This is a genomic window from Pseudomonas cerasi (assembly GCF_900074915.1).
Taxonomy (GTDB): Bacteria; Pseudomonadota; Gammaproteobacteria; order Pseudomonadales; family Pseudomonadaceae; genus Aquipseudomonas; species Aquipseudomonas cerasi.
The window spans coordinates 3,587,618-3,612,585 of the sequence record NZ_LT222319.1; the positions used below are offsets into that span (position 1 = coordinate 3,587,618).

The 24,968-nt window shown below is 57.6% G+C and carries 23 protein-coding genes and 1 pseudogene; 4 read left to right on the forward strand and 20 right to left on the reverse strand.

The genetic code is table 11. From position 1 onward, the window contains the following. Window positions 1-66: 66 nt before the first annotated feature. Entirely contained in the window at window positions 67-1,380 is a 1,314-nt protein-coding gene (brnQ, locus tag PCPL58_RS18425) for a branched-chain amino acid transport system II carrier protein (protein WP_044308399.1), read from the reverse strand. A gap of 300 nt (window positions 1,381-1,680) precedes the next feature. On the opposite strand from brnQ, the pseudogene PCPL58_RS18430 reads away from it, so the two are divergent. Beyond that, window positions 1,681-2,243: pseudogene (locus PCPL58_RS18430) on the forward strand (GNAT family N-acetyltransferase); the annotation flags it as partial. A gap of 91 nt (window positions 2,244-2,334) precedes the next feature. Here PCPL58_RS18430 and PCPL58_RS18435 read toward each other — a convergent pair. After that, window positions 2,335-3,105 carry an ArsR/SmtB family transcription factor gene (locus PCPL58_RS18435; RefSeq protein WP_065350106.1) on the reverse strand — a complete coding sequence of 257 codons (771 nt, stop codon included), beginning with the start codon at window positions 3,103-3,105 and terminating at the stop codon, window positions 2,335-2,337. A gap of 74 nt (window positions 3,106-3,179) precedes the next feature. Between PCPL58_RS18435 and PCPL58_RS18440 the strand changes: the two genes are divergently transcribed. Further along, entirely contained in the window at window positions 3,180-4,340 is a 1,161-nt protein-coding gene (locus tag PCPL58_RS18440) for a cytochrome P450 (protein WP_167355213.1), read from the forward strand. Continuing rightward, window positions 4,337-4,681 (forward strand): antibiotic biosynthesis monooxygenase family protein, encoded by a 345-nt coding sequence (locus PCPL58_RS18445; RefSeq protein ID WP_065350108.1) that lies wholly within the window; start codon window positions 4,337-4,339, stop codon window positions 4,679-4,681. The genes PCPL58_RS18440 and PCPL58_RS18445 overlap by 4 nt, the downstream gene beginning before the upstream one ends. 27 nt (window positions 4,682-4,708) lie before the next feature. Here the strand turns inward: PCPL58_RS18445 and tnpC are convergent, their stop codons facing one another. The 12 genes from tnpC to sdhC all read right to left on the reverse strand — a co-directional run bounded on the left by tnpC (window position 4,709) and on the right by sdhC (window position 18,646). Continuing rightward, complete coding sequence (gene tnpC, locus PCPL58_RS18450; protein WP_065351080.1) at window positions 4,709-6,247, reverse strand: IS66 family transposase; 1,539 nt, start codon at window positions 6,245-6,247, stop codon at window positions 4,709-4,711. A 133-nt stretch (window positions 6,248-6,380) separates the two neighbouring features. Then, window positions 6,381-6,632 carry an IS66 family insertion sequence element accessory protein TnpB gene (gene tnpB, locus PCPL58_RS18455; RefSeq protein ID WP_083188426.1) on the reverse strand — a complete coding sequence of 84 codons (252 nt, stop codon included), beginning with the start codon at window positions 6,630-6,632 and terminating at the stop codon, window positions 6,381-6,383. An 11-nt stretch (window positions 6,633-6,643) separates the two neighbouring features. Then, window positions 6,644-6,952, reverse strand: coding sequence for an IS66-like element accessory protein TnpA (gene tnpA, locus PCPL58_RS29730; protein ID WP_083188427.1), 309 nt, complete (start codon window positions 6,950-6,952; stop codon window positions 6,644-6,646). A 222-nt stretch (window positions 6,953-7,174) separates the two neighbouring features. Continuing rightward, window positions 7,175-8,056, reverse strand: coding sequence for a succinate--CoA ligase subunit alpha (gene sucD, locus PCPL58_RS18460; RefSeq protein WP_003316562.1), 882 nt, complete (start codon window positions 8,054-8,056; stop codon window positions 7,175-7,177). Beyond that, a complete protein-coding gene (gene sucC / locus PCPL58_RS18465) occupies window positions 8,056-9,222 on the reverse strand; it encodes an ADP-forming succinate--CoA ligase subunit beta (protein ID WP_003316561.1) in 1,167 nt (388 codons plus the stop codon). Before sucC ends, sucD begins: the two co-directional genes overlap by 1 nt. Before the next feature lie 208 nt (window positions 9,223-9,430). After that, on the reverse strand, window positions 9,431-10,867 hold the full coding sequence (gene lpdA / locus PCPL58_RS18470; RefSeq protein ID WP_003409846.1) for a dihydrolipoyl dehydrogenase: 1,437 nt from the start codon (window positions 10,865-10,867) through the stop codon (window positions 9,431-9,433). 172 nt (window positions 10,868-11,039) lie between these two features. Continuing rightward, window positions 11,040-12,284 carry a 2-oxoglutarate dehydrogenase complex dihydrolipoyllysine-residue succinyltransferase gene (gene odhB / locus PCPL58_RS18475; RefSeq protein ID WP_065350109.1) on the reverse strand — a complete coding sequence of 415 codons (1,245 nt, stop codon included), beginning with the start codon at window positions 12,282-12,284 and terminating at the stop codon, window positions 11,040-11,042. A gap of 41 nt (window positions 12,285-12,325) precedes the next feature. Continuing rightward, entirely contained in the window at window positions 12,326-15,157 is a 2,832-nt protein-coding gene (locus tag PCPL58_RS18480; protein ID WP_065350110.1) for a 2-oxoglutarate dehydrogenase E1 component, read from the reverse strand. Between the two features lie 259 nt (window positions 15,158-15,416). Then, the gene (locus PCPL58_RS18485) at window positions 15,417-16,121 is read right to left on the reverse strand and encodes a succinate dehydrogenase iron-sulfur subunit (protein ID WP_003343563.1); all 705 of its coding nucleotides are present in this window, start codon (window positions 16,119-16,121) and stop codon (window positions 15,417-15,419) included. Between the two features lie 12 nt (window positions 16,122-16,133). Continuing rightward, on the reverse strand, window positions 16,134-17,906 hold the full coding sequence (sdhA, locus tag PCPL58_RS18490) for a succinate dehydrogenase flavoprotein subunit (protein ID WP_003419913.1): 1,773 nt from the start codon (window positions 17,904-17,906) through the stop codon (window positions 16,134-16,136). Between the two features lie 3 nt (window positions 17,907-17,909). Continuing rightward, window positions 17,910-18,278 (reverse strand): succinate dehydrogenase, hydrophobic membrane anchor protein, encoded by a 369-nt coding sequence (sdhD, locus tag PCPL58_RS18495; protein WP_003316551.1) that lies wholly within the window; start codon window positions 18,276-18,278, stop codon window positions 17,910-17,912. After that, the gene (gene sdhC, locus PCPL58_RS18500; protein WP_003423585.1) at window positions 18,272-18,646 is read right to left on the reverse strand and encodes a succinate dehydrogenase, cytochrome b556 subunit; all 375 of its coding nucleotides are present in this window, start codon (window positions 18,644-18,646) and stop codon (window positions 18,272-18,274) included. Before sdhC ends, sdhD begins: the two co-directional genes overlap by 7 nt. A gap of 361 nt (window positions 18,647-19,007) precedes the next feature. Here sdhC and gltA point away from each other — a divergent pair, with 361 nt between their 5' ends. Further along, entirely contained in the window at window positions 19,008-20,297 is a 1,290-nt protein-coding gene (gene gltA, locus PCPL58_RS18505; protein WP_065350111.1) for a citrate synthase, read from the forward strand. 64 nt (window positions 20,298-20,361) lie between these two features. Here gltA and PCPL58_RS18510 read toward each other — a convergent pair whose 3' ends face one another. The 6 genes from PCPL58_RS18510 to PCPL58_RS18535 form a co-directional block, all read right to left on the reverse strand. Beyond that, entirely contained in the window at window positions 20,362-20,973 is a 612-nt protein-coding gene (locus tag PCPL58_RS18510) for an START domain-containing protein (RefSeq protein ID WP_065350112.1), read from the reverse strand. Window positions 20,974-21,029: 56 nt separating this feature from the next. Continuing rightward, window positions 21,030-21,287: a YkgJ family cysteine cluster protein gene (locus tag PCPL58_RS18515; protein WP_003366694.1), complete on the reverse strand. Its 258-nt coding sequence runs from the start codon at window positions 21,285-21,287 to the stop codon at window positions 21,030-21,032. A 94-nt stretch (window positions 21,288-21,381) separates the two neighbouring features. Continuing rightward, window positions 21,382-22,023, reverse strand: coding sequence for a translation initiation factor 2 (locus PCPL58_RS18520; protein ID WP_083188428.1), 642 nt, complete (start codon window positions 22,021-22,023; stop codon window positions 21,382-21,384). 114 nt (window positions 22,024-22,137) lie between these two features. After that, window positions 22,138-23,577 carry an aminotransferase-like domain-containing protein gene (locus PCPL58_RS18525; RefSeq protein WP_003366691.1) on the reverse strand — a complete coding sequence of 480 codons (1,440 nt, stop codon included), beginning with the start codon at window positions 23,575-23,577 and terminating at the stop codon, window positions 22,138-22,140. 218 nt (window positions 23,578-23,795) lie between these two features. Beyond that, window positions 23,796-24,611, reverse strand: coding sequence for an OmpA family protein (locus PCPL58_RS18530; protein WP_065350114.1), 816 nt, complete (start codon window positions 24,609-24,611; stop codon window positions 23,796-23,798). Next, a complete protein-coding gene (locus PCPL58_RS18535; RefSeq protein ID WP_003345625.1) occupies window positions 24,608-24,961 on the reverse strand; it encodes a DUF4398 domain-containing protein in 354 nt (117 codons plus the stop codon). The genes PCPL58_RS18530 and PCPL58_RS18535 overlap by 4 nt, the downstream gene beginning before the upstream one ends. Between the last annotated feature and the right edge of the window lie 7 nt (window positions 24,962-24,968).

Genomic DNA, 24,968 nt, shown 5'->3' on the forward strand with positions numbered 1-24,968 from the left:
GCCCGCTTATAGCGGGCCTTTTCATGCAACACGGTTTTTCCTGCGCAATCGTCTAACGCACGGCCTTCAAGCCAGCGCCTCGCTACGCTTGCCCATGGCCCTGTCGACCACCACCGCGACCGCCAGCGTGACAACAGCAGGCACCAGCCACGCGAGCCCCTGATCACCCAGCGGCAGATGGCTCAGAACATCGGGCAGCGCGTCGGCGAAACCGGCGCCCTTCAGCGCATCGATCAGGCCAAACACCAGCGAAACCAGCATCACAGGTGCCACTACGCGTCCCTGGCTCTGCCAGAGCTCCTTGCAGAAGCTCAGCGCGACCAGAACGATGCACGGCGGATAAATCGCCGTGAGCACCGGAATCGAAAACTGGATCAGTTTGGTCAACCCGAGATTGGACACCAGCAGCGAGAACACGGCGAGGATAATCACCAGCGTTCTGTAGGACAGCGGCAGCACCTTGGCAAAGTATTCGGCGCAGGCACAGGTCAGGCCTACTGCAGTGACCAGACACGCCAGGGAAATCAGCACGGCAAGGAACCCGCTGCCCAGCGAACCGAAGGTGTGTTGCACGTAGGCATGCAGAACCGCTGCGCCATTGCTCGCACCGGCCGCCACGGCGTGGCTGCCGGAACCAAGGCGAAACAGACTGACATACACCAGCGCCAACCCCACCCCGGCGATCAGCCCGGCAATGATCGCGTAGCGAGTGATCAGACGGGGCGATTCGACACCGCGAGAGCGGATCGCATTGACGATAACGATACCGAAGACCAGCGCCCCCAGCGTATCCATGGTCAGGTAACCATTGATGAACCCCTGGGAAAACGGTGCTGCGGCGTACGCGGGCTCCGCCTCCCCTATTCCACCCGCCGGCAAGGCGAATGCCGCAATGCCCAGAACCGCCAGCGCAATGATCTTCAGCGGCGCCAGAAAGCGTCCGACGGTATCGAGCAAGCGCCCCGGGTACAGCGAAACCCAGAACACCACCAGAAAGTACACCAGGCTGTAGAGAAACAATGCCATCGGGGTGTCGCCGGTCAGAGGCGCCAGACCGACTTCGAACGATACCGTGGCGGTACGTGGCGTGGCGAACAACGGACCGACCGCCAGATAGCAGACGGCAGCGAGCGCCCCGCCAGCGATCTTGCCAATCGGGCTGCTCAGGGCATCCATCGCGCCGCCGACCCTGGCCAGAGCAATCACGGTAATGACCGGCAAGCCAACCGCAGTGACCAGAAAGCCCAGCGCTGCCATCCACACATGCGGCCCGGCTTGCAGGCCGACTATAGGGGGAAAGATGATGTTGCCAGCCCCGACGAACAGGGCAAATGTCATAAAACCGAGTGCCAGGATGTCCTGGCCTTTCAACACTTTCATTACGAGGGACCACACGGAATCGAAAAAGGGATGGGACGTCACCCATGAATGGGGCAGACGCAGCCCGTCGGCGTAAGACGTGGCAGTACCTTGCGAAACGCCCCTCGTGAGGGCAACGCAAAAACGGCGGACAGGGTAGCCAACTTCGCTCGAAAATGCACTGTCTCAGGGCGAACCACCCGACGACGCACCCTGAACTGGCAGCTGCAAAAGCCGCGATAAAACGAGAAATGCCTGACAGACCAACCGTTTCCTGACAGATAGATTGGGCTTCCTCTCTATACCCGGCAGCTTACTTCCGTGCCTGACATCACCCATCCGAGTGCGATACCCACGCCGACCCTGTATTCGCCACGACTGGTCCTGCGCCCGTTGCAGCTTGAAGACGCCGAAGCGATGCAACACCTGTTCAACCAATGGGAAGTGGTGCGTTATCTGCCCCACCACGTGCCCTGGCCCTCCCCTGACGGAGAAGCGCTGCGTTATAGCCGCGAGGACGCCTTGCCAGCCATGCAGGACGGTGAAGAGTGGCACTGGTCTATTCGTCTTTGCGGCGAGCAGGATAATCTGATCGGCGCCGTGTGCATGATGGATGAGCCAGACAACAATCGCGGGTTGTGGCTTTCCACACCCTATCAGGGGCTGGGCCTGATGTCGGAGGTCTGCGTGGCCATCGACCGTTTCTGGTTTGAAACCCTTAAACGACCCGTTTGCGTGTGGCCAAATCGGCCTTGAATGAAGCGTCGTGCCGCCTGTCGCGGCGCGAAGGCATGCGCCTTGTGACCGTTCAGGAAGCACAGTTTGTTTGCGGGACCACTCAGGAACAGATATGGGAATTGACCTGTCAGGAATGGCAGATGAATGTAAGCATCCCGCTAATACACGTTGATTTTAGATATGGCACGCGAAGCAGTGCCCGCTTCTTGATAGATGCTTAGCTGAAGGGATTAGTAATTATCGTGCCGGCAAAGCCGGCTCGGCGGGACGTGTCGCATTCCGCACTACTGATCTCTCCATTTCTTTGTTTTCCAGCATGATCCCGAATCGGCCAGACAGCTCCTTTCGTCCCTTGGATGTCAATGCGAGTGCCCGACTATCAAGGTCTTGGATAACCCACTTGCGACTTATGACCGTCTGTAGAAAAGCCGCTCCGAGTGCTCCGGCAAGATGAGGGCGCCGCATGCTCCAGTCCAGGCAGGAGCACGCGAAACGACGCCGTTGTGCCCTTACTTCTTCTATCTCGATACCTAGATCGGTCATGGCTTTTTCGCCGCTCATCGTGAGCTGATACATACGCTCCCCAGAAACCGACACGGTTAACCAGCCTGACTCCATGAAATAGTCATGCAGTTGTACAGCCAGTGTTCCTGCCATGTGGTCATAACAGGTACGCGCGAACTGCAATCGGGTTGGGGTCGTGGACACATATCGTGTATCTGCGTTTTGGCTGATCACCATGAGGGCCTCAATAGCCTGGGCCACTTGCGCGTCAGCCAGACTGTAGTAGCGATGCCTGCCCTGCGTGTGCAACCGTACCAATCCGTCCTCTTTTAGTCTTGTCAAATGCGCGCTCGCCGTGGATGCACTCACGTCGGCGATGACGGCCATTTCGGTACTGGTACGGGCGTGGCCGTCCATCAGCGAACAAAGCATTTTCGTCCTCGCTGATTCGGCAATAGCGCCGGCTACCCGAGAAATCGCGGTGTCATTGCTTCGAGCATCCATATTTCGCTCCTGAGCGAATCATCACCATGGGGGATGTTCGATAGTAGCCGTTCTTTGTGAACAGGACTTCCGGAATGACGCCTTTTGAAGCAGCTACCCATACTGATCCCTACGTTTATTACTCAGGTCTCAGGCGACAAAACGGCCTGCTATTCGATGCAGACCTTCGTTTATGGATTGCAAGTAGTGCCAAAGTTGTCGAAGCCATTCTGGGGCATCCCGACTGTCGGGTGCGTCCGCTAAACGAGCCGATTCCTCCCGCGATTGCGCAAGGAGTGGCAGGAATGATTTTCGGTCGTTTGATGCGCATGAATGAGGGCCCGCAGCACCTGTGCCCCAGGATGGCTATCGAACCTGCCTTGGCCTCTGTCGAGACAGATAGCATCGCAGACATCGTGTCACGTGTGGTCGAGACCCTCGATAACCCGGTCGAAAACCTAGATGAGTTGATGTTCACGTTACCGGTTTCCGTTATTGCCGTCTTGATAGGCCTTCCATCCAGCCGGCTACAGGAAGTAGCGAGGCTGACACGGGATTTTGTCGCCTGCCTATCGCCGTTAAGCGACGAAATTCAACTCGGTGAAGCTAATTCCGGGGCCACTCGACTTAGTCAATTATTCAGCGCGCTGCTGAGTAACGACGATGAAAGTAGCCGCTTCTTGAGCCATATCTGGAGCGGATGCGAAGCCACCGCCTGGAGAGATCATGATGCATTGATCGCTAACCTGATCGGTCTGTTGTCACAGACCTGCGAAGCCACCGCAGGCCTGATCGGCAATACCCTTGTAGCGCTCCATTGTAACCCTGATCTGATTAAAGACATGCAACCTACGCAGATGCTCGTTGCAGACTTGGTGGAAGAGGTAGCTCGCTACGACTCGCCCGTGCAAAACACCCGGCGATTCGTTGCGAAGCGATGCACTATCGGGGGCAGTGTCTTGGAGGCGGGCGATACCGTTCTAGTGTTGCTCGCTTCAGCCAATAGGGATCCCTACGCGAACCCAGACCCCGATAGACTCTTGGCCAAACGAACGCAACGACGAACCTTCAGCTTCGGCTCAGGAAGACATCAATGTCCAGGCCAGCATATTGCATTGACTATCGCCTCTGAGGCGATTTTGGCATGGCTGCATCGACAACCAGCCTCATCTGCTCGTCCTTACCGGTGGAGTTATTTGCCCTCCCTTAATGGTCGTATCCCTCATTTTTATCGTGATCGGGAAACTCAGCAATGATCGCAGTTATCTTTGAAGCATGGCCTCATGAGGAGCAATACCAGCGGTATCTTGACCTTGCCGCTGAACTGAAACCATTGCTAGCAGAGCTGGATGGTTTCATCTCAGTTGAGCGTTTCCAAAGCCTAAGTGAACCAGGAAAGGTTCTCTCACTGTCATTTTGGCGTGACGAGGACGCTATTAAGCGGTGGCGCGGCCTTGAGCTACATCGTTCGGCCCAATTAGCAGGCCGTAGGCAGGTTTTCGATGACTATCACCTGCGCATCGCCCAAGTAGTTCGAGATTATAGTCTTGAGGATCGTGATCAAGCGCCGAGCGATAGCAAACAAGCTCATGAATGAAAGAACTGCTTTGTGATCTTTTCCATTTCAACGGCTGCGTGGCGGAAGCCAGTTATGTGGCAGTAAATCTGCAATCTCACTTGCGCGCTGAGTTGGCAGACGCGTGAGTACATCCTTCAAATAGGCATACGGATCATGCCTGTTGAGGCGTGCAGACTGGATTAAACTCATGATCGCTGCCGCCCGTTTGCCGCTGCGTAGCGATCCTGCAAATAGCCAGTTCTTGCGTCCAAGAGCCCACGGTCGGATTTGGTTCTCGGCCCAATTGTTGTCAATGGGTACGGCCCCGTCATCAAGGTAGCGCGATAGCGCCGCCCATCGTTTAAAGCTGTAATCCAGGGCTCTGCTGATGGCCGAACCTTCAGGCACGAGATCGCGCTGGCCGATCATCCAGGCATGCAGCCTTTCCATCACCGGTACGGCTTTTTCTTGCCGTACTCGCTGCCGTGAATCTGGCTCCAGGTCGCGGACTTCACTCTCTATTTCGTAAAGCAATTGGATATAGCGAAGAGCTTGTTCGGCGAGCGTGCTTTTGTTCGTGGCATGCAGTTCGAAGAAATTGCGCCGCGGATGGGCCATGCAGCCGATCTCCATCACCCCGAGTTCGAAACTGGCCTTGTGGCCACCAAAATCATCGCAGACCAAATTGCCCTTCCAGCCTCGCAGGAAGTCGCGAGCATGCTCACCGGCACGGCTGGGGCTGAAGTCGTAAACCACTGCCGCTGTTTCGCAAAATTGGCTGGTGGCGTAGGCCCAAACATAAGAGCGGTGGGTTTTTTTCGAGCCTGGAGCGAGCATCCGTACCGGTGTTTCGTCGGCGTGGATGATCTGCTGCCCGAGCACTACGTCGCGCAGTGCATCGACCAGCGGCTGTAACTGCACGCCAGTCGTGCCAACCCATTGAGCCAATGTTGCACGTGGGATGGCCAAGCCAGCTCGACCAAAAATCGATTCTTGACGGTAAAGCGGAAGATGATAAGCGAACTCCGCGATCATGACGTGGGCAAGTAACCCGGCAGTCGGGATGCCCTTGTCGATGACCTGCGCCGGTAAGGGTGACTGGATCAGCGTTTCGCAGTCATCGCAAACCCACTTGCCACGAACATGGCGCTCGACGGTAAACACGCCCGGCGTGTAGTCCAGCCTTTCGCTGATATCTTCACCTATGCGCTTAAGTGCGCAGCCGCATAGGCAGTGGGTGTTGTCCGGTTCGTGATGGATCAACGTGCGTGGGAATTCTGCCGGCAATGCCGTGCGCTTGGACTTCTGCTTCTTTTGCTCGGTCGCCGCAGGTTCTATTTGCAAGGCTTGAAGCTCGGCCTCAATCGCCGCGATATCGGTATCGATCAGGTCATCAAGCAGGCTAGCCTGCTCAGGATTCATCTGCTCGCTGCGCTTGGCAAACTTCAAACGCTTGAGTTGTGCGATCTCGTGGGTCAGCTTATCGATCACCGTTTGATCGCGGTTGATCCTCTTGCCCATGGTCTCGACTTGCGACAGCAACTGCGCAGCGAATGCACGCAATTGGTCGGGATTCATTTGATCGAGATCGGGCGAGGAAGTCATGCCTTGGATTTTACCGAAGCAGGCCCCTTGCGACAGCAAGCCAAGACGTTCAAAGCAGCGTGATTGCACCGCCAGCTCCAACACGTTGCCAAGGTAGACCAAGCACCAAGGCCTGAAGTTGCTCGGTATCCAACTACACTTCACTACCTTGACGAACGCCTGGCCAATGAAATTTACCTTGGTTCAAGCGCCGTGCAGCCAGCCGGACGCCAATCCCATCGTGCACCAGCACTTTCATCCGAGTCGCGCGGCGATTGGCAAACAGATAGGCGCAGTGCGGCTTCGCCGCACCGAACACCACGATCACCCTGGCCAACGCTGTTTCAGTGCCGGCGCGCATATCCATGGGCTCAGTGGCTAGCCAGATGGCGTCGATGCAGATCATCGCACCAGGTCTCAAAGGAAAGCGGCGCAGGCAGCAGCACTATCGGTTGGCCAATTTACTTTGACGGTGCCGCGTGGGTGCAGAATCTCAACGCTGATATTCGATGAAGATAGGTGCGTTGTTGTTTGCATAGGCAATGGGATGAATACAGGTGTCTGCGCCGTGCTTTTCTGCGCCTGCAACCGAATCCATTTGTGGACGAGGTTTGCGTTAAGGCGGTTGCTGAGCGCGATGCTGGCAATCGAAGCGCCGGGCTGGGCGCAGTCTTGAATGACCTGGGCCTTGAAGGATTTGGAATAGGAACGTCGTGTTGGCTGCATGAAATACCCGCTTAAAAGGCTAGAACTGGTGCCAACTTGAATTTAAGTGCACACCATGTCTGGGCTTTGCAGGGTTGGGTAGATGACTTGGCCGGACGCATACAGATGAATAACAATCGATAGACGCAAGCAGCACAAGGACGCACCGCTGCGTTTTTCAGCGGCCCAAACAAAAGCCACCCGAAGGTGGCTTTTGTCGATTACCCGAAAAGCAAGCGAGGCTTACTTGGTCGGCCAACCGGTCAGCTCGGCCAGGGCCTTGCCGATGTCTGCCAGGGAGCGCACGGTTTTCACGCCAGCGTCCTGCAGTGCAGCGAACTTCTCGTCTGCAGTACCTTTACCACCCGAGATGATTGCACCGGCATGGCCCATGCGCTTGCCCGGAGGAGCAGTCACACCAGCGATGTAGGAAACAACCGGCTTGGTCACGTGCGCCTTGATGTAGGCAGCGGCTTCTTCTTCAGCCGAACCGCCGATCTCGCCGATCATGACGATCGCTTCGGTCTTCGGGTCTTCCTGGAACAGCTTCAGGATGTCGATGAAGTTCGAACCCGGGATCGGGTCACCGCCGATACCGACGCAGGTGGACTGGCCGAAACCGGCGTCAGTGGTCTGCTTCACAGCTTCGTAAGTCAGGGTGCCGGAACGCGACACGATGCCTACCTTGCCTGGCAAGTGAATATGACCTGGCATGATACCGATCTTGCACTCGCCCGGAGTGATGACGCCTGGGCAGTTAGGGCCGATCAGGACCACACCCAGCTCGTCGCACTTGACCTTGGCTTCCAGCATGTCGATGGTCGGGATGCCTTCGGTGATGCACACGATCAGCTTGATGCCGCCGAACGCTGCTTCAAGGATGGAATCCTTGCAGAAAGGAGCCGGAACGTAGATGACGCTGGCGGTTGCGCCAGTGGTGTCTACCGCTTCTTTCACAGTGTTGAACACTGGCAGGTTCAGGTGCGTGGTGCCGCCCTTGCCTGGTGTCACGCCGCCAACCATCTTGGTGCCGTAGGCAATGGCTTGCTCGGAGTGGAAGGTACCTTGCGAACCAGTGAAACCCTGGCAGATAACCTTGGTGTCTTTATTGATCAGGACGCTCATTACTTGCCCTCCGCGGCTTTGACAACTTGTTGAGCAGCGTCGGTCAGGCTGGTAGCCGCGATGATGTTCAAACCGCTTTCTGCCAGTACTTTAGCGCCCAGCTCAGCGTTGTTGCCTTCAAGGCGAACAACAACCGGGATTTTAACGCCGACTTCTTTCACTGCGCCGATGATGCCTTCGGCAATCATGTCGCAACGAACGATACCGCCGAAGATGTTGACCAGAACTGCAGCGACGTTGGCGTCGGACAGAATGATCTTGAACGCTTCAGTAACGCGTTCCTTGGTGGCACCGCCGCCAACGTCAAGGAAGTTTGCAGGCTTGCCGCCATGCAGATTGACGATGTCCATGGTACCCATGGCCAGACCGGCACCGTTGACCATGCAGCCGATGTTGCCTTCCAGCGCAACGTAGTTCAGTTCGAACTTGGCGGCGTGAGCTTCGCGAGGATCGTCCTGCGAAGGATCGTGGAAGCCCTTCAGCTTTGGCTGACGGTACATGGCGTTGGCGTCGATGTTGATCTTGGCGTCCAGGCAGTGCAGATCGCCGTCAGCCTTGATCACCAGCGGGTTCACTTCCAGCAGTGCCAGGTCATGGTCCTGGAACAGCTTGGCCAGACCGGTGAAGATCTTGGCGAACTGAGTGACCTGCTTGCCTTCCAGACCCAGCTGGAATGCCAGATCGCGACCCTGGAACGGCTGAGCGCCAACCAGTGGATCGATGGTGGCCTTGAGAATCTTTTCAGGAGTGTCGTGCGCGATCTTCTCGATGTCCACGCCACCTTCGGTGGAAGCCATGAACACGATACGACGGCTGGAACGATCGACCACAGCGCCCAGATACAGCTCTTTGGCGATGTCGGTGCAGGACTCGACCAGGATCTTGGTCACTGGCTGACCGTTGGCGTCAGTCTGGTAAGTCACCAGGCGCTTGCCCAACCACTGTTGAGCGAACGCTGCAGCGTCTTCCTTGCTGCGAACCAGCTTTACGCCGCCCGCTTTACCGCGACCACCTGCGTGAACCTGGGCTTTGACGACCCACTCGGTCCCGCCGATCTTGTCGCAGGCTTCTGCTGCTGCTTCCGGGGTGTCTACCGCGTAACCCTTGGATACTGGCAGGCCGTACTCAGCGAACAGCTGCTTACCCTGATACTCGTGAAGATTCATGCTTATTACCGTCTTCGTTTAGGTACTGCGCATTCGGTGCTGCACGTCGGCGTGCCGCACCACCTGTGACCGCTACTCCGGGTGGACTCCGCAAGTGCCGTGGGACACTCATGAAGCCGCCTGAGAGGTCGAGTCCGGCGCAGATTCCGCGGTAAGCCCTGCTTGCAAGGCCAACGACGGGCACTGCGCCGTGGTTTCTCTTGTTGTCTTAGCGTTTCTTGCGATTCTGGATATGGATGGCGCCGCCATTCACAGCCAGTGCAGCTTCATGCAGCGCTTCGGACAGGGTCGGGTGCGAGAAGACCATCATGCCGATGTCCTCTGCGCTGCTGCCGAATTCCATCGCGATTGCGCCCTGCTGTACCAGTTCTGCAGCGCTCGGGCCAATAACGTGAACACCCAGTACGCGATCGGTCTTGGCGTCGGCAATGATCTTGACGAAACCGCCGGTGTCATTGGCTGCCATGGCACGGCCGCTGGCTGCGAACGGGAACGTACCGACGTTGACTTCAACGCCTTCGGCCTTGAGCGTCTGCTCGGTCTTGCCGACCCAGGCGATTTCCGGGTGGGTATAGATAACCGACGGGATCAGGTTGTAGTTCATCTGGGCCTTGTGGCCCTTGATGCGCTCGACAACCATGATGCCCTCTTCCGAGGCCTTGTGCGCCAGCATCAGGCCGCGAACCACGTCACCAATGGCGTATACGCCCGGAACGCTGGTGGTGCAGTAGTCATCAACGTAGATGAAACCGCGCTCGTCGAGATCGACGCCGCTGTCCGAAGCCAGCAGGTCAGTGGTAACCGGACGACGGCCCACGGCAACGATCAGACGGTCGAAGGTGATCGACTGTTCGCCGGCAGCGTCGGTGTAGCTGACCACAACCTGCTCGCCTTCGACCTTGGAACCGGTCACGCGAGCGCCCAGCTTGATGTCCAGGCCCTGCTTGTTGAAGGTTTTCAGCGCTTCCTTGGAAACCGCTTCGTCGGCTGCCGGGATGAACTTCTCCAGCGCTTCCAGAACGGTAACCTGGGCACCCAGGCGAGCCCAGACAGAACCCAGTTCCAGACCGATCACGCCAGCGCCGATCACGCCCAGACGCTGTGGAACCTGTTGGAATTCAAGAGCACCAGTCGAATCGACGATGACTTTCTGGTCAACAGGCGCTGGCGGAATGTCGATAGGACGAGAACCCGAAGCCAGGATCACATGATCCGCTTCAATGATTTCGACAGTGCCATCGGCTGCGGTCAGTTCAACCTTCTTGCCGGCCAGCAGTTTGCCGTGGCCCTGCAACGTGGTCACGCCGTTGGCTTTGAACAGGCTGGCAACGCCGCCGGTCAGGCCTTTGACGATGGTCGACTTGCGGCCGATCATCGCTGGAACGTCGATGTTCAGTTCAGAGGTCGAGATGCCATGCACGCTGAAGCCGTTCTTGGCTTCATAGAATTTCCAGGAGCTGTCGAGCAGTGCCTTGGAAGGAATGCAACCCACGTTCAGGCAGGTACCGCCGAGGGCCAGTTTGCCCTCCTTGTCCTGATACTTCTCGATGCAGGCAGTCTTGAGACCAAGTTGCGCAGCCTTGATGGCGGCAACATAACCGCCAGGGCCTGCGCCAATCACTACCACGTCGAATTTCTGGGACATAAAAAAGAATTCCTCTATAGCTGCGAGCTTTAACCTGCAAGCTGCAGGCAGGTCTGTGATGCTTTACAGACGAGCGTTGCAACCTGTTCATTAGATGTAATCTGCAAGACCCGGGCTGTGCGACAGACTGCGCTCTTGCGCAGCCTGTCGTGTGCAGCCCGGGGCTGCGTCATCAAATATCCAGCAGCAGACGAGCCGGATCTTCCAGCAGGTTCTTGATGGTCACGAGGAAGGTTACCGCTTCCTTGCCGTCGATCAAACGGTGATCATACGACAACGCCAGATACATCATCGGGCGAATCACAACCTGACCATTGACCGCCATCGGACGCTGCAGAATGTTGTGCATGCCCAGAATTGCAGCCTGTGGCGGGTTGACGATCGGCGTCGACATCATCGAACCGAAAGTACCACCATTGGTGATAGTGAACGTACCGCCGGTCATCTCGTCGATGGACAGTTTACCGTCACGGGCTTTCTTGCCGAAGGTGGCGATGCCGCCTTCGATTTCAGCCAGGCTCATGTGCTCTGCGTTACGCAGAACCGGTACGACCAGACCGCGATCGCTGGAAACCGCGACACCGACGTCAGCATAGCCGTGGTAAACGATATCGGAACCGTCGATCGACGCGTTGACGGCCGGGAAGCGCTTCAGCGCTTCAGTGGCAGCCTTGACGAAGAACGACATGAAGCCCAGGCGTACGCCATTGTGCGACTTCTCGAACAGGTCCTTGTACTTCGAACGCAGTGCCATGACTTCAGTCATGTCGACTTCGTTGAAAGTGGTCAGCATCGCCATGTTCGACTGGGCTTCGACCAGACGCTTGGCAACGGTTGCACGCACGCGGGTCATCGGCACACGCTTCTCGGTGCGATCGCCAGCAGCGACCACAGGAGCCGCGGCGGCAGCAGGCTTGGCGGCAGGCGCAGCGGCCGGAGCGGATTTCTTCGCTTCAACTGCAGCAACCACGTCTTCCTTGGTGATACGGCCGTCTTTACCGGTGCCCTTGACGCTGGCCAGGTTGATGCCGTTTTCTTCAGCCAATTGACGCGCAGCAGGCGCAGCAATCGGGTCTTCTTCGCCAGCGCCGGCAGGTGCAGCGGGAGCCGCAGCAGGAGCCGAGGCAGGCGCGGCCGCAGCGGCAGCTGGCGCAGCAGAAGCAGTAGCAGTAGCAGTAGCACCAGCGTCCAGCGTTGCAATCACTTCGTTGGACAGGACAGTGCTGCCCTCGCCTTTCACGATCGATACCAGCACGCCGTCGGCTTCGGCCAGTACTTCGAGAACGACCTTATCGGTCTCGATGTCGACCAGCAGCTCGTCACGTTTTACCGCATCGCCCGGCTGCTTGTGCCAGGTGGAAATGGTGCCGTCGGCAACGGATTCCGGGAAAGAGGGGGCTTTGATCTCGATAGCCATTATCTGTAATTCCTTAATTCGGTTTCTAATGCTCGAAGGCGTTAAACAGTGAAGGCATCTTGCAGCAGTTTTTCCTGCTGCTCGGCGTGCATCGAAGCGTAACCACATGCTGGAGCGGCAGAAGCATCACGACCGGCGTACTCGAGAACGAGTTCACGTTTGTGGTTGCCCATGCTGCGACGCAGATGGTGTTGGCTGCTGTACCAGGCACCCTGGTTCATCGGCTCTTCCTGACACCAGACCACATGCTGCAGGTTGGTATAAGGCGCGATGGTTTCCATCAAATCATCTTCAGGGAACGGATACAGCTGCTCGAGGCGAACGATGGCGATGTCTTCACGCCCTTCGGCACGGCGTTTTTCCAGGAGATCGTAGTAAACCTTGCCGCTGCACAGCACCAGACGCGTGACCTTGGCCGGATCGAGAGTATCGATTTCCGGAATGACGGTCTGGAACGAGCCTTCGGCCAAGTCTTCCAGAGTCGAAACAGCCAGCTTGTGACGCAACAGCGACTTCGGTGTCAGCACGATCAGCGGCTTGCGCAGCGGACGGATGACCTGACGACGCAACAAGTGATAGATCTGCGCCGGAGTCGTCGGTACGCACACCTGAATGTTGTGCTCGGCGCACAATTGCAGGTAACGCTCCAGACGGGCCGACGAGTGCTCTGGCCCCTGCCCTTCATAGCCATGAGGCAACAGCATGGTCAGACCGCACAGACGGCCCCACTTGTGCTCGCCGCTGGTGATGAACTGGTCGACAACCACCTGAGCGCCGTTGGCGAAGTCGCCGAACTGGGCTTCCCAGATAACCAGCGCATCAGGCTGGGTAGTCGAATAACCGTATTCGAATGCCAGTACGGCCTCTTCCGAAAGGAAGGAGTCGTACAGGTCGAAACGTGGCTGACCGGAGTACAGATTCTGCAGCGGGATATAGGTCCCGGCGTCTTTCTGGTTGTGCAGCACGGCGTGACGGTGCGAGAACGTACCGCGACCGATGTCCTGCCCCGTCATGCGGATCGGGTGCCCTTCGAATGCCAGTGTGGCGTACGCCATGGTTTCGGCGTAACCCCAGTTGATCGGCAAGCCACCGGCCTGCATCTTCTGGCGGTCTTCGTAGATTTTCTGAACCTGACGCTGCACGACGAAGCCTTCCGGCAGCTCCATGAGCTTGGCGGACAGTTCCTGCAGGGTCTTGAGATCGAAGCGGGTGTCGTGACGCGCAGTCCAGGCATGGCCCAGGTATGGACGCCAGTCGACGAACAATTCCTTGTTCGGCTCCTTGACCAGACTTTTCACCACGTGCAGACCGTTGTCCAGCGCGCTGCGGTAGTCGTCGACCTTGGCCTGAACGCGGGCATCGTCGAGAACGCCGGTCTTGATCAGATGCTCGGCATACAGCTCGCGCGTTGTGCGCTGCTTGGTGATCTGCTGATACATCAAAGGCTGGGTGCCGCTCGGCTCGTCAGCTTCGTTGTGACCACGGCGACGGTAGCAAACCAGATCGATCACGATGTCGCGCTTGAACTGCATGCGGTAATCGATGGCCAGCTGGGTCACGAACATCACGGCTTCCGGATCATCACCATTCACATGGAGGATCGGTGCCTGGATCATCTTGGCAACGTCGGTGGCGTACTCGGTAGAACGCGAGTCCAGCGGGTTGCTGATGGTGAAGCCCACCTGATTGTTGATGACGATGTGGATCGTACCGCCCGTCTTGAAGCCGCGAGTCTGCGACATCTGGAAGGTTTCCATGACCACGCCCTGGCCAGCAAAGGCCGCGTCGCCGTGGAGGGAAATCGGCAGAACCTTGTCGCCGTTTGGATCGTTGCGACGATCCTGACGCGCACGCACCGACCCCTCGACCACCGGAGACACGATCTCCAGGTGAGACGGGTTGAAGGCCATGGCGAGGTGAACCTCACCGCCTGCGGTCATGACGTTGGAAGAGAAGCCCTGGTGGTATTTGACGTCACCGGAACCCAGCTCCACTTTCTTCTTGCCTTCGAACTCGTCGAACAGGTCGCGAGGATTCTTGCCGAAGGTGTTCACCAGTACGTTGAGGCGACCACGGTGGGCCATGCCGATCACGACTTCCTTGGTGCCATAGGACCCGGAACGCTGAATCAGCTCGTCCAGCATTGGAATCAGGCTTTCGCCGCCTTCCAGACCGAAACGCTTGGTGCCCGGGTATTTGGTACCCAGGTATTTCTCGAGGCCTTCAGCTGCGGTAACACGCTCGAGCAGGTGGCTCTGAATGTCAGCCGAGAACACCGGACGGCCACGAACACTCTCGAGACGCTGCATGAACCAGTTGCGCTGCTCGGAATCCACGATGTGAGTGAACTCGGAGCCGATGGTGCGACAATATGTCTGCTGCAACGCTTTATGAATTTCGCGTAGGCTCGCTTCCTCTTTGCCGATGAACAGGTCGCCGGCACGGAAGGTCGTATCAAGATCGGCATTGGTCAAGCCGTAATGATTGATGGACAGATCCGCAGGCGCAGGGCGCTGCCACAGGCCCAGCGGATCGAGTTGGGCAGCCTGGTGGCCACGCATCCGATATGCCTGGATCAGTCGCAGCACTTCAACCTGCTTCTTCTCGTGTTCGCTGCTCACACTGCCGGCGGACACCGGTTGAGCGCGGCGCTGGTTTTTGGCCAGCAACACGAAATGATCGCGAATGGTCGAGTGCGATACATCAGTGGCAGAGCTGCCGTCTGCTGGCAACTTCTGAAAGTAGGTGCGCCATTCTTCTGGCACAGCGTTAGGGTCGTGCAGGTAAAGCTCATAGAGCTCTTCCACATAGGCAGCGTTACCACCGGATAGGTGGGCACTGTTCCACATGCGCTGCATCACGCTTTCTTGCATGCTTGGTCACCCTCGGTAAGGGGACACCACCGGCGAAGACACCAGAGCAATCCTGAAATAGTCGTGTGCAGCGACTGTATCAAGTCACCAGGGATCACGCAGATAGTCCGGGTACCAGCCCGGATGCCCCTGCTGGTCTCATTTCTTCAAAATAAGAGCCGCAGCTTTGCGAGCTACTGCTCAGGTTAAAACTACGGCGCCGGTTGAAGCCTGCGCCGTAGCCACTTCAGTGCAACGGTGTAACAGATAAAGCGATGAATCAGACGCCGTTCTGCAACAGCATGTTGCGTACGTGACCGATAGCCTTGGTTGGGTTAAGGCCCTTCGGACAGACGTTGACGCAGTTCATGATGCCGCGGCAGCGGAATACGCTGAACGGATCATCAAGCGAAGCCAGACGCTCACTGGTGCGGGTATCACGGCTGTCAGCCAGGAAACGGTAGGCTTGCAGCAGTGCAGCAGGACCCAGGAACTTGTCGGGGTTCCACCAGAAGGACGGGCAGGAAGTCGAGCAGCAAGCGCACAGGATGCACTCGTACAGACCATCGAGCTTTTCGCGCTCTTCCGGTGTTTGCAGACGTTCGATGGCCGGAGCCGGCGTGTCGTTCTGCAGGAACGGCTTCACCTTCTCGTACTGCTTGTAGAAGATGCTCATATCGACGACCAGGTCACGAATAACCGGCAAACCAGGCAGCGGACGTACGATCAGCTTGTTCTTGGCAACGACAGCCGACAGCGGCGTGATGCAGGCCAGGCCGTTCTTGCCGTTGATATTCATGCCGTCGGAACCGCACACGCCTTCACGGCATGAGCGACGATAAGAGAACCCTTGATCCTGTTCTTTGACCAGGGCGAGCACGTCCAGCACCATCAGGTCCTTGCCACCGGTATCGACCTGAAACTCCTGCATGAACGGCGCGGCGTCCTGCTCAGGGTTGTAACGATAAACACTGACTTGCAACATATCGGCCACCCCTTAATAAGTCCGAATCTTGGGTTCAAAAGTCGGAACAGTCTTCGGCGAGAAGTTCACGGCACGCTTGGTCACGCGCTTGTCACCCGGGAAATACAGGGTGTGGCACAACCAGTTCTCGTCGTCGCGATCTTCGAAGTCTTCGCGAGCGTGAGCGCCGCGGGACTCTTTACGATGCTCTGCAGCAATCGCCGTGGCTTCGGCAACTTCCAGCAGGTTTTGCAGTTCAAGCGCTTCGATACGGGCGGTGTTGAACGCCTGGCTCTTGTCGTTGATCTTGACGTTGGCGATACGCACGCGCAGATCAGCCAGCTGGGCAATACCCTTCTGCATGTATTCGCCAGTACGGAATACACCGAAGTAGTTCTGCATGCAGCTCTGCAGTTCTTTACGCAGGGACGCGACGTCTTCACCGGTGGTGCGTTCGTTCAGGCCGGCAAGGCGCGCGAGGGCAGCATCGATGTCGGACTCGGAAGCGCGCGCATAATCGACGCCTTCACGCAGCGCCTGCTCGAGGTGGATACCCGCAGCGCGGCCGAACACCACCAGATCGAGCAGCGAGTTGCCGCCCAGACGGTTTGCGCCGTGAACCGATACGCAAGCCACTTCACCTACCGCGAACAGACCTGGAATGATCTGATCGACGCCCGCCGCATCCTGAGTGATCGCCTGACCATGAATGTTGGTGGCAACGCCGCCCATCATGTAGTGGCAGGTTGGTACGACAGGGATCGGAGCGGTCGCAGGATCGACGTGAGCAAAGGTCTTGGACAGCTCCATGATCCCTGGCAGACGGCTGTGCAGCACTTCTTCGCCAAGGTGATCGAGCTTGAGCATCACGTGATCGCCATCGGGACCACAGCCGTTACCGGCAATGATTTCCTTGACCATGGAACGTGCCACAACGTCACGACCGGCAAGGTCCTTGGCGTTCGGAGCATAACGCTCCATGAAACGCTCACCGTGCTTGTTGATCAGGTAACCGCCTTCACCGCGGCAACCTTCGGTGACCAGTACACCTGCACCGGCAATACCGGTCGGGTGGAACTGCCACATTTCGATGTCCTGAACAGGTACACCGGCACGCAGCGCCATGCCGATACCGTCACCGGTATTGATCAGGGCATTGGTGGTCGACGAGTAGATACGGCCTGCACCGCCAGTCGCCAGCACGGTTGCATTGGCGCGGATGTACGAGGTTTCGCCTGTCTCGATGCAGATTGCGATGATGCCGACAAAGGCGCCGTCGTTGTTCTTTACCAGATCCACTGCATAGTATTCGTTGAGGAATACAGTGCCTGCCTTCAGGTTGGCCTGATACAGGGTGTGCAGCAGTGCGTGACCGGTACGGTCGGCGGCAGCGCAGGTACGGGCAGCCTGCCCGCCCTTGCCGAAGTCCTTGGACTGGCCACCGAACGGACGCTGGTAGATACGGCCCTGCTCGGTACGGGAGAACGGCAGGCCCATGTGCTCGAGCTCGAAGACCGCTTCCGGACCTACGGAACACATGTATTCGATAGCGTCCTGGTCACCGATGTAGTCGGAGCCCTTGACGGTATCGTACATGTGCCAGCGCCAGTCATCGTTCGGATCGGCGGAGGCGATTGCACAGGTGATGCCACCCTGCGCGGATACGGTGTGCGAGCGGGTCGGGAAGACCTTGGTGACCACGGCAGTCTTGTGACCGCCCTGGGCGAGCTGCAGCGCAGCGCGCATGCCGGCACCGCCACCACCAATGATGATGGCGTCGAAAGAAAGCGCATTAATGTTAGCCATGGATCAGATACCCCAAAGAATCTGCACGCCCCAGACGAAGTAGGCGAACATCAGAACGCCGCATACCGCCTGGAACAGGAAACGTACTGCAGTTGCGGACTTGCCCAGCGCCATCGGCGTCAGGTAGTCGGTCGCGATGGTCCACATGCCGACCCAGGCGTGAGCGCCAAGGGCAACGAGGGCCAGGAGACTGAAGATACGCATTCCGTTGTGAGCGAACAGACCATGCCATTGGGCGTAGCTCAGACCCGGGTGAAAGACCATGTAACCGATCAGGAAAATGAAATAAGCCGCGAGCACGACTGCGGAGACACGCTGAGCCATCCAGTCATAGAGGCCCGAACGCGACAGGTTGGTGACGTTGGTTACCATATCCATACTCCCGCCAGAAGAATCAGAATCACGGAAACCGCGATAACGATTTTGGAGCCCAGCTTTCCGCCTTCAAGCGTCTCGCCTACCCCCGAGTCCATGATGAGGTGACGAATACCGGCCACCAGGTGGTACAGCAGGGCAGACAGAAGTCCCCAGATGATCAGCTTGGCCAGCGGACTGGTCATATACGCCTTGACTTCACCAAATCCCTCTTCGGAGGCCAGCGACTTGTCCATTGCATACAGCATGATTGCAATACCGACAAAGAGGATGACACCGGAGATGCGGTGAAGGATGGACGTGTAAGCGGTGACTGGGAGCTTGATGGTCCTTAGGTCTAGATTTACAGGTCGTTGGCTATTCACGGCTTTTTTTCACACTGAAGAGCCCCTAACAATCAGGGCAAGTTGTTGGGAAGTGCACTGGTCAGGTACCCACCACCCAGGAAGTGACGACCCCCTTGAAACAGGCCAAAAGCCTCTGGCGGTCGGACGCCGAGTATAGACAGTTAGGTTACTAATGACAACGCGCAGACGTACCGCCAATAGCGGATTGCGTTGCCGCGACAAAAGGCGTAAATGGCAGTAAACCGTCTGAAAAATCCACGGTCGAGCCCTTGCGGAACACGACTTTAGGCAAATTGACTTTAGAATTTATCTCACTATAGTGATGCGGGCCCTGCGTGGGGGGCCTGTCTGATGATTTGAAGCATAAATAGGAGGCCACATGGCTGACAAAAAAGCGCAGTTGATCATCGAGGGCGCTGCCCCCGTCGAGCTGCCAATTCTGACCGGTACAGTGGGTCCGGACGTGATCGACGTACGCGGCCTGACCGCCACCGGCCGCTTCACATTTGACCCTGGTTTCATGTCCACGGCCTCTTGCGATTCGAAGATCACCTACATCGATGGTGATAATGGCATTCTGCTACACCGCGGCTACCCGATCGAACAACTGGCCGAGCAGTCCGACTACCTCGAGACCTGCTACCTGCTGCTCAACGGTGAACTGCCCACCGCCGAGCAGAAAGCCCAGTTCGTGGCCGTGGTCAAGAACCACACGATGGTTCACGAACAACTCAAGACCTTCTTCAACGGTTTCCGCCGTGACGCCCACCCGATGGCCGTCATGTGTGGCGTAGTCGGCGCCCTGTCGGCGTTCTACCACGACTCGCTGGACATCAATAACCCGCAGCACCGCGAGATTTCCGCAGTCCGTCTGGTCGCCAAGATGCCGACCCTGGCAGCGATGGTCTACAAGTACTCCATGGGTCAACCCATGATGTACCCGCGCAACGACCTCAGCTACGCGGAAAACTTCCTGCACATGATGTTCAACACCCCGTGCGAGATCAAACCGATCAGCCCGGTGCTGGCCAAGGCGATGGACAAGATCTTCATCCTCCACGCCGATCACGAGCAGAACGCTTCGACCTCCACCGTGCGTATGGCGGGCTCTTCGGGCGCCAACCCGTTCGCCTGTATCGCAGCCGGTATCGCAGCGCTCTGGGGCCCTGCCCACGGCGGAGCCAACGAAGCGGTACTGACCATGCTCGATGAAATCGGCGACGTGTCGAACATCGACACGTTCATTGCCAAGGCCAAGGACAAGAACGATCCGTTCAAGCTCATGGGCTTCGGTCACCGCGTGTACAAGAACCGTGACCCGCGCGCCACCGTAATGAAGCAGACCTGCGACGAAGTATTGAAAGAACTGGGCATCACCAACGATCCTCAACTCGAACTGGCTATGCGCCTCGAAGAGATCGCCCTGACCGACCCGTACTTCATCGAGCGCTCGCTGTACCCGAACGTCGACTTCTACTCGGGCATTATCCTCAAGGCCATCGGCATTCCGACCAGCATGTTCACCGTGATCTTCGCCCTGGCGCGGACTGTCGGCTGGATCTCGCACTGGAAGGAAATGCTCTCCAGCCCCTACAAGATCGGTCGCCCTCGCCAGCTGTACACCGGCAACGTGCAACGCCACATCGTCGCCCTGCAAGACCGCAAGTAAGCGCCACACGCAAAAAAAGGGCTGCCATTGGCAGCCCTTTTTTGTGCTCGCTATCCGATGCACATCATGGGGTTTGCGCAGCACGCTCCCTGAGGGCTTTCAAGGTGTTGAACGGCGCATCGACAACGAACTTGTTGGCCAGCATAGAAGGCACACTGCCACCCGGCTCGGTGTGAACCTGATAGGTCACTTCAGTCTGGTTCGGCCCTTTGGGCACCATTTTCCAGAAGCCCTTGACCTCGGTTACGCGCACATAGCCCTTTTCTTCGGGGATGTACGAAGGCTGCTCTTCAAGATTACGGGTAACACTCCCGTCAGGGCCTTCCTGAGTGGTGATCAACAGCACGGAATCGCGAGGCGTCACTGGCCAGGGAGTGTTGAACTGGCTGTAGGTCCAGGTCTTGTTGCCTTCGTGCTTGAGCACTTTCTGTAACTTGCACTCATGAATCCAGGCGCAGGCGCCCGTGACATCCTCCTGAAGCGCGCGCAACTTGCTCACGCTGGCATTGATCAGCGCAATGCCCTGATAAGCCTTGTAATCAGACCCGGGCACGTCGCTCAACGAAACCTTGATGCCCTCCTGATTCTTGACCTCTTTCCACTCTTCAGCCTGCGCCATTCCGGCAAGCATTACAGTCAAACCACAAGCAACAGCCATGCGATACAGCGGACCCATTGTTTTATTCCTTGTTTTGAAGTTCCGAAGAAGCATTTGTGCTCGAAAACACTTTTTCAGGCCACCGCAGTGGCTTTTTCCCACCAACCGATCAGGCGAATGGCATCCGCCTGGTCGACACCGCAGACATCCTCTGCCGCCTTGAACTGACTGCATACGGCGGGCCGCTCAGCCCTGCCAAACAAGGCGCACAAAAACTCGACCGACAGGTGCAGACAACGCTCGCCTGCAGGCTTTCCGTCGGGCATACCGGGTATGGGAGACGTTATGGAAGGCGCTATGCAGCACGCTCCACAACCGGAACGGCAGTCCATGACCAGACACCCTTTTGTGAAAATTGAAAAAGAGGAAGGATATTAACCGTCAAAACGTCTGTTTGAAAACGCCGTATCGGACGACAGGCAGGGCTTACTGCTTGAATTTGAAGTCCAGCGCAGCGCCTTCCACGTCGCGACGGTTGTCGTTGCGCATCTGCAATTGCATTTCGTTGGTCAGCAATCGCCCTTCGAGCTCGAACGGACCAGGGTTCGCAGAGTCGCCCTTGTCGCTGAACATCTGCGGCAATATCGGCTTGCGCTTGCTGGTAATCACCTTGGCAGGCGGGTCGAGTTCCTTGACCAGTTCGGGAGGCAGGCTCAGGTCCAGCTTGGGCGATTTGATTCGCACATCCTTGACGCTGGCCGTCTTGGCATCCTTGGCGTTCTTGCGCTTGCTCGCAGGCGCCTTGGCTGCCGCGACCTTGGAAGAAGCTTTTTCGGACGCCACCGATTTGGCGCTTTGGGGTGCTGCAGGTTCTGACTTTTCCTTTCCGACCACCACAGGCACGACTGGCACCCCCGGCATCAGCTGATGCATGGTGTCCGGCGCCTTGATTTGCCTGGCATCGGTGGCGGCTGCCTCCGCAGGTGCCTCAGTCTTCAGATGCACCTCGGGCGATACCGGCGCGGTGATGACCGCCTCGGTCTTGGGTTTGGGCACAGAGGTATCCGGAGCGTCACAACCACTCAGAAGTACGACGACAAGCAATCCGAGACAGCGAAAAACATTCATAGGCAAAAAGTCAGGCAAGACAGTGGCAAAAAGCCGGAAAGAAACACATGCTGTCCTTTTGAGGCCAACCTGACAAGACAAGAGTTCCGAAGAATTGACAAATATCTTTGCCAATCAATAAGCCTGGACAGCTTCCTGACATAACTGCTTGGCCAGAATCCCTAATGTCATCAATGCCCGCTCGGCTTCCTTGTTCCATTTCATGCCGCAATTCAAACGAATACAGTGGTTGAACTGCTCGGTATTACTGAAAATCAGCCCGGGTGCAATGCTGATGCCCTGCTCGAGCGCACGCACGTGCAACTCCTGGGTATTGACCCTGCCCGGCAGACTGACCCAGAGGATAAAGCCCCCTGCGGGACGGCTCATCTGCGTGCCTTCGGGAAAGAACTGCTGCACCGCCAGCTGATACGCACTGAGGTTCTTGCGGTATTCGAGCCGAATGAAGCGCAGGTGCCGATCATAGCCGCCGTTTTCGAGGTACGCGGCGACGGCCATTTGCGTGACACTGCACGCCGAGTGAGTACTGAAGGTCTGCAGGCGCTGAATTTCCGCCTGGTATTTGCCGGCTATCATCCAGCCGATGCGCACACCCGGTGACAAGGTCTTGGAGAAGCTTGAGCAGTAAATCACCCTCCCCAGCCGGTCGAAGGCCTTGAGCGCCTTGGTCCGCCCTACTTCGAACATCAACTCGCCGTAGACGTCGTCTTCAACCACCTGGATATCGAAATCCGAGGTCAGCCGCAGCAGGTTTTTCTGCCGCTCCTCGGGCATGGTGCCGCCCAGTGGATTGCTCAGCCGTGAGGTCAGCACCAGGGCCTTGATGGACCATTGATTGGCCGCCAGTTGCAAGGCTTCAAGACTGATGCCGGTGGCCGGATCACTGGGGATTTCAATGACTTTCAAACCCAGCAGGTCGGCAAGTTGCAGCAACCCGTAATAAGCCGGTGATTCGGCGGCTATCAGATCGCCGGGCCGGGTCAGCACCCGCAGGGCCATCTGCAGCGCATCCACGCAGCCGTGAGTGATGACCACTTCTGACGGGTCGACCACTACACCGGCGTCGCGCATGCGGATCGCGACCTGCCTGCGCAAGGGTTCGAAGCCAGGGCTGAACATGTAACTGAAGGCCCGTGGGCTGTGAAAACGCGTGACCTTGGCCAGCTGCTGATGCAGCGCGCGCACCGGCAGGTAATCCACATGAGGCACGGCGGCCCCGAGGGCGAATACGCCTTCGCGGCGCGACTCTTCGAGCACTTGCTGGATAATGCTGCTGCGTGTGACCAGGCCGGGCCGCTCGACCCGCGCGATATCCGGGGTGGACGCTGTCAGCGCGGGCGTTTGATGGACGTAGTAGCCGGATTGAGGACGCGCCCGGATCAGCCCCTGGTCTTCAAGGTTCGCGTAAGCCTGCAATACAGTCGCATGGCTGACGTTGAGCTGCGAACTCATTTTGCGAACGGACGGCACACGCTCGCCGGGCTGATACACACCACGGCGGATGTCTTCGGCCAACTGCTGAGCGATACGCTGGTAGAGCAAGAGATTGGTCATGACACAGCCTCGAAAAGACCGGTGATTTATTATTTTTGAAAATACAGATGCGTAATAACCGGCACAGATCGGAAGTGTACGGGAACAGTTTGAAGACAGGCCAGCATTGATGGCTGCTGAGTGAAAATAAACGCGGGCAGAAACGCCATAATCAATGTGATTAAAGACAAAAAAGCCCGAGGCCGTTTCCGGCATAGGGCTTTTTTATCGTCTATTTATCAGCGAGCTGCGCCCAGCTGACCTTTTTCGTCCGAGAAAACGATCTCGACACGCCTGTTTTGCGCGCGGCCCCGCTCGGAGGTATTGGCACTCACAGGAAACTCTTGGCCATAGCCTTCGACCTGAATGCGTTTTTCGTCGATGCCCAGGTCCATCAGCACATCAGCGACTGCTTGCGCCCGGTCTTTCGAGAGCTTCAGGTTTTCCTGACGATCGCCCGTGCTGTCGGTATAGCCTTCGATGCGGACCACTCGGCGCGGATTGATCTGCAGAAACTGCACAACCTTGAGAATGGTACGGCTGGCCGAGTTTTTCAGCTCGGCATGTCCGGCGTCGAACAGCACATCGCCCAGGGTCATGACCAGCCCGCGGTCGGTTTCGGTGGTGGCCAGGCTGAGGATCTGATCCTCCAGCCAACGGCCCTGCTGCTGGGCGCTGGCCAGCTTGGCTTCGCGCAGTGCCAACTGCATACGCTGACGTTCCATGTCCATTTTCGCCAGACGCTCCTGACTCAGCATCAGGTTGCTGTGCTCACGCGCGATCTCGCTGTAGCGGCTGCTGAGGTAGGCGTAGTGAGCGACATCGGCGCCACTCCCCAGGTAACTGGACAGACGCTCGGCGCGAGCCAGCGATTCACCCGCACGAATGACATCCTTGGGTGCACTGCGCAGCACATCGGTATCTTCCTTGACCTTCTGGAAGTCGGCACTGGCCTGCTGCAACGCCTGGCCGCTGTCCTGGTGACCGGCACAACCATAAAGGCCAGCCGCACCCAGCAACAGACACACACTCAGGACACGCGGAATACGCTTCATTGCGCCTCCCCCAGCTGCTTGCGCAAGCGATTGAGGCGGGTATTCAACTGATTGACCTGCTCCTGGCTCTTGAGGGTCAACACTCGCGCTTCAGCCAGGCGCGCATCAAGCTCGGCCTGCTCGGCTTTCATACGCGCGTCCTTGTAGGCATGGCTTGCCATGGAAGCGCGGGCTTCGGCAAACCCTGCCTGAGCGACTTCCATCTCGGGTTGATCATCACTCGCGCCGACCGCCTTGGCCTGCTCCAGCGCCTGCTCGGTCAGCTTGAACTGCTCGGTTGGTACCGGATCACTGGCGCAACCGGCCAGCGTGGCGATTGCCATGACGGCAATTGAAAAACGAATACTCACAAAAACA